Raw genomic sequence first — 1,543 nt, 5'->3', positions numbered from 1 at the left:
GCTGCAAGGCGACGTTCGCCTGCGCCAGTCCGACGATCTGCTCGGGCGCCCACTGGGCGGCCTCGGCAAGGGTCGGAACGGGGGTGCAGTGCGGTGCGGGCATGGCGCGTATTTTACCGCAGAACCCAGCATTCATGCGGGTTGCACGGCATTTTTGGGCAGTCGGAAACGGCGCTTGGTGCGGGCCGGCTCGATGCCTTCGAGCAGCAGCTTGAGCCCGGTCCAGTCCATCTGGCGCGTGCGAACCTGCGCCCAGTTCGACACGAAGCGCCCCTGCTCGAGGCGCTTGGCCCACACGCAGAATCCAGTGCGGTCCCAGTACAGCACCTTCATCTGCGTGCCGCGCCGGTTGATGAACACGAACAGCTCGCCCGACAGCGGATCGCAGCCGAGCGCCTGGCGCGTGAGCGCGTACAGGCCATCGAAGGATTTGCGCATGTCGGCCGGGCGGCCATAGACATGGACGCGGACGGCGCCCTCGGGGAAGAACATCAGCCGCGTGACAGGTGAAGGATCACGCCGTCGCCCAGATCGAGCCGGAGCTCGAGGCGGCCCATGCCGCCGAGTTTGAGCGTGCCGGCGTCAACGAAGCCGATGCGCTCCATCGCCGGCGCGGCGGGCTGCGTACTCGGCTCGCCCAGCAGGCTACGCCAGCGCCGGAAGGTCGACTCGCTGAGCCCCTCGCGGGCGCAGAACGGCTCGATCCCCAGTCCACTCTCCGCAAACCGCGCGATAACCGCTTGCCATTCCTGACGGCTACGCCGCCGCCACTTGTTGTTGGTCGCTATCGCCCTGGTCACTGCCCGCTCCTCCCTGATGAATGTGGGAGGGATTGTTCCGCGCGGACGCGGGCGGGAAAAGAACGCCACTCAGTGACCGGTTACGAAGCCAAGACGATTGAACGCTATTTTCTCTTTCAGGTGAGTTTCTTGAGGCTGCAAGAGTCTTGCTGGCGACGCCAGCTTCTCGCGTAGGTTTCACGTCATCGGCATACTACCTGCTTGCTCATTCGGCAGAGCTTTTGCTCAAAGCCTACTTGCACAAGTGCGGAGAATCAATCGGAGACCTGAAGAAGTTAAGCCATGACTTGGAGAAGTTAGCATCCCGCGCGCGAGAGGTAGGATTGCCGGATAGAGTGCTGCTAGACCAGATTCTCCATCTGGCCGCCGCTTACAGGGAGAAGTCTTTCGAGTACCGAACTAAAAGACGGAGAGGGTTTCCGAGGGTGGACCTCTTGAATGAAGAAATAGAGAGGTTGCAGTCCGCTGTCTTTGAGCGATTGGCGGAATGAAACACAATAGATATCAGACAAATAAGATGCACGATGAGAAGGGGTTTTCGTTATGCAGAATTTTCTTTCATATTTGCCATTGCTCATTTTTCTTACGCTACTGGTTGTTGCGATAGTTTATATGCGACGACCGGGCAAGGCGCCTCCCTCAAAGCCCTCTAGGTCAAGATGGTTGTCGCCTCGATAGAATCTGAAACCCGAGGGCGATAACGGAAGAAAGAAGTGGCCAGGTACGGACAAGCATTCAAGGAC

Annotated in this window: 2 protein-coding genes; both read right to left on the bottom strand. The window is 59.6% G+C overall.

The features are described from left to right. Positions 1–132: 132 nt before the first annotated feature. A complete protein-coding gene (gene tnpB, locus ACPT9U_RS17665) occupies positions 133–492 on the bottom strand; it encodes an IS66 family insertion sequence element accessory protein TnpB (RefSeq protein ID WP_435751915.1) in 360 nt (119 codons plus the stop codon). After that, positions 492–800: an IS66 family insertion sequence element accessory protein TnpA gene (gene tnpA / locus ACPT9U_RS17660; protein ID WP_435751913.1), complete on the bottom strand. Its 309-nt coding sequence runs from the start codon at positions 798–800 to the stop codon at positions 492–494. The genes tnpB and tnpA overlap by 1 nt, the downstream gene beginning before the upstream one ends. Between the last annotated feature and the right edge of the window lie 743 nt (positions 801–1,543).

The organism is Thauera sp. AutoDN2 (assembly GCF_051280715.1).
Lineage (GTDB): Bacteria > Pseudomonadota > Gammaproteobacteria > Burkholderiales > Rhodocyclaceae > Thauera.
Note: the sequence above shows the minus strand (reverse complement) of the source record. Positions and strands in the feature narration are given on the sequence as shown.

Bases quoted from the DNA above. Each gene is read 5' to 3' on its own strand.
- tnpB (WP_435751915.1), bottom strand. From the start codon at position 492: ATGTTCTTCCCCGAGGGCGCCGTCCGCGTCCATGTCTATGGCCGCCCG.